The organism is Gulosibacter macacae (genome assembly GCF_003865375.1).
GTDB lineage: Bacteria > Actinomycetota > Actinomycetes > Actinomycetales > Microbacteriaceae > Gulosibacter > Gulosibacter macacae.
This window is the reverse complement of sequence record NZ_RQVS01000032.1, coordinates 1-3,121: the sequence shown is the minus strand read 5'-3', so window position 1 is coordinate 3,121 and position 3,121 is coordinate 1. Positions and strand designations below refer to the sequence as shown.

The following is a 3,121-nucleotide window of genomic DNA, read 5'->3' as shown; positions in this document are numbered from 1 at the left end:
AAGCCACGGGCCCGTCCCACCCCGACATGGACCTCGATGCCCGAACGGACGTTAGATTTCGAGTTCTAGGCGTTCTGCGATGAAGGTTGGATCCCAGCCGGGATTGAAAGTGTCGACGTGGGTGAATCCGAGCCGCTCGTATAGGCCACGCAGGTTCGGGTGGCAGTCGAGCCGCAGCTTGGCGCACCCCTGCGTTCGCGCGGCATGGCGGCAAGCCTCGATCAGCGCGGAGCTGACACCCCGGCCCGCATGTGTCCGTCGCACCGCGAGCTTGTGCAGATATGCGGCCTCCCCCTTGAGGGCGTCGGGCCAGAACTCGGGATCCTCGGCCGACAAGGTGCAACAGCCGACGATGCCGTCGCTGCAACTCGCGACTAGGAGCTCGGATCTCAGGACGAAGGTCTCCGCGAATGTCCGGTCGATCCGCGCGACGTCCCAGGCGGGCGTTCCCTTGGCGGACATCCACGCCGCAGCGTCGTGCATCAGCCGCACAACCTCGTCGATATCACCCGAGCAGGCGACCCGAACGTTCGGAGGCTCCTCGCTGTCCATTCGCTCCCCTGGCGCGGTATGAACCGCCGCCTCATAGTGCAGTTTGATCCTGACGAGCCCAGCATGTCTGCGCCCACCTTCGCGGAACCTGACCAGGGTCCGCTAGCGGGCGGCCGGAAGGTGAATGCTAGGCATGATCTAACCCTCGGTCTCTGGCGTCGCGACTGCGAAATTTCGCGAGGGTTTCCGAGAAGGTGATTGCGCTTCGCAGATCTCCAGGCGCGTGGGTGCGGACGTAGTCAGCGCCATTGCCGATCGCGTGAAGTTCCGCCGCAAGGCTCGCTGGACCCAGATCCTTTACAGGAAGGCCAACGGTGGCGCCCAAGAAGGATTTCCGCGACACCGAGACCAATAGCGGAAGCCCCAACGCCGACTTCAGCTTTTGAAGGTTCGACAGCACGTGCAGCGATGTTTCCGGTGCGGGGCTCAAGAAAAATCCCATCCCCGGATCGAGGATGAGCCGGTCGGCAGCGACCCCGCTCCGTCGCAAGGCGGAAACCCGCGCCTCGAAGAACCGCACAATCTCGTCGAGCGCGTCTTCGGGTCGAAGGTGACCGGTGCGGGTGGCGATGCCATCCCGCTGCGCTGAGTGCATAACCACCAGCCTGCAGTCCGCCTCAGCAATATCGGGATAGAGCGCAGGGTCAGGAAATCCTTGGATATCGTTCAGGTAGCCCACGCCGCGCTTGAGCGCATAGCGCTGGGTTTCCGGTTGGAAGCTGTCGATTGAAACACGGTGCATCTGATCGGACAGGGCGTCTAAGAGCGGCGCAATACGTCTGATCTCATCGGCCGGCGATACAGGCCTCGCGTCCGGATGGCTGGCGGCCGGTCCGACATCCACGACGTCTGATCCGACTCGCAGCATTTCGATCGCCGCGGTGACAGCGCCGGCGGGGTCTAGCCGCCGGCTCTCATCGAAGAAGGAGTCCTCGGTGAGATTCAGAATGCCGAACACCGTCACCATGGCGTCGGCCTCCGCAGCGACTTCCACGATGGGGATCGGGCGAGCAAAAAGGCAGCAATTATGAGCCCCATACCTACAAAGCCCCACGCATCAAGCTTTTGCCCATGAAGCAACCAGGCAATGGCTGTAATTATGACGACGCCGAGTCCCGACCAGACTGCATAAGCAACACCGACAGGGATGGATTTCAGAACCAGAGAAAGAAAATAAAATGCGATGCCATAACCGATTATGACAACGGCGGAAGGGGCAAGCTTAGTAAAGCCCTCGCTAGATTTTAATGCGGATGTTGCGATTACTTCGCCAACTATTGCGATAACAAGAAAAAGCCAGCCTTTCATGATATATCTCCCAATTTGTGTAGGGCTTATTATGCACGCTTAAAAATAATAAAAGCAGACTTGACCTGATAGTTTGGCTGTGAGCAATTATGTGCTTAGTGCATCTAACGCCGGAGTTAAGCCGCCGCGCGTAGCGCGGTCGGCTTGAACGAATTGTTAGACATCATTTACCAACTGACTTGATGATCTCGCCTTTCACAAAGCGAATAAATTCTTCCAAGTGATCTGCGCGTGAGGCCAAGTGATCTTCTTTTTGTCCCAGATAAGCTTGCTTAGCTTCAAGTAAGACGGGCTGATACTGGGCAGGTAGGCGTTTTATTGCCCAGTCGGCAGCGACATCCTTCGGCGCGATTTTGCCGGTTATTGCGCTGTACCAAATGCGGGACAACGTAAGCACTACATTTCGCTCATCGCCGGCCCAGTCGGGCTGCGAGTTCCATAGCTTCAAGGTTTCCCTCAGCGCCTCGAATAGATCCTGTTCAGGAACCGGGTCAAAGAATTCCTCCGCTGCCGGACCTACCAAGGCAACGCTATGTTCTCTTGCTTTTGTAAGCAGGATAGCTAGATCAATGTCGATCATGGCTGGCTCGAAGATACCCGCAAGAATGTCATTGCGCTGCCATTCTCCAAATTGCAGCTCGCGCTTAGCCGGATAACGCCACGGGATGATGTCGTCATGCACGACAAGGGTGACTTCTATAGCGCGGAGCGTCTCGCTCTCGCCAGGGAAAGCCGAAGCCTCCATAAGATCATTGAGCAATGCTCGCCGCGTCGTTTCATCAAGCTTTACGGCCACAGTAACCAACAAATCAATATCGCTGTATGGCTTCAGGCCGCCATCCACTGCGGAGCCGTACAAATGCACGGCCAGCAACGTTGATTCCAGATGGCGCTCAATGACGCTTAGCACCTCTGATAGTTGGTTCGAAATTTCGATGGTCACCGCTTCCCTCATGATGTCTAACTTTGTTTTAGGGCGACTGCCCTGCTGCGTAACATCGTTGCTGCTCCATAACATCAAACATCGACCCACGGCGTAACGCGCTTGCTGCTTGGATGCCCGAGGCATAGACTGTACAAAAAAACAGTCATAACAAGCCATGAAAACCGCCACTGCGCCGTTACCACCGCTGCGTTCGGTCAAGGTTCTGGACCAGTTGCGTGAGCGCATACGCTACTTGCATTATAGCTTACGAACCGAACAGGCTTATGTCCACTGGGTGGCTCTGTTGCAAAGATTGGCGGCAGTCAGAGGTAGGCT

General features: G+C 57.0%; 4 protein-coding genes. All 4 read right to left on the bottom strand.

Features of this window, described 5'->3' with window-relative positions:
* Window positions 1-51 precede the first annotated feature (51 nt).
* The 4 genes from EG850_RS13145 to EG850_RS13125 all read right to left on the bottom strand — a co-directional run bounded on the left by EG850_RS13145 (window position 52) and on the right by EG850_RS13125 (window position 2,815).
* Window positions 52-552 carry a GNAT family N-acetyltransferase gene (locus EG850_RS13145; RefSeq protein WP_000376623.1) on the bottom strand — a complete coding sequence of 167 codons (501 nt, stop codon included), beginning with the start codon at window positions 550-552 and terminating at the stop codon, window positions 52-54.
* A gap of 127 nt (window positions 553-679) precedes the next feature.
* Complete coding sequence (gene sul1, locus EG850_RS13135) at window positions 680-1,519, bottom strand: sulfonamide-resistant dihydropteroate synthase Sul1 (RefSeq protein ID WP_000259031.1); 840 nt, start codon at window positions 1,517-1,519, stop codon at window positions 680-682.
* On the bottom strand, window positions 1,513-1,860 hold the full coding sequence (locus EG850_RS13130) for a quaternary ammonium compound efflux SMR transporter QacE delta 1 (RefSeq protein ID WP_000679427.1): 348 nt from the start codon (window positions 1,858-1,860) through the stop codon (window positions 1,513-1,515). The genes sul1 and EG850_RS13130 overlap by 7 nt, the downstream gene beginning before the upstream one ends.
* A gap of 163 nt (window positions 1,861-2,023) precedes the next feature.
* Complete coding sequence (locus EG850_RS13125) at window positions 2,024-2,815, bottom strand: ANT(3'')-Ia family aminoglycoside nucleotidyltransferase AadA2 (protein WP_001206356.1); 792 nt, start codon at window positions 2,813-2,815, stop codon at window positions 2,024-2,026.
* Window positions 2,816-3,121 lie beyond the last annotated feature (306 nt).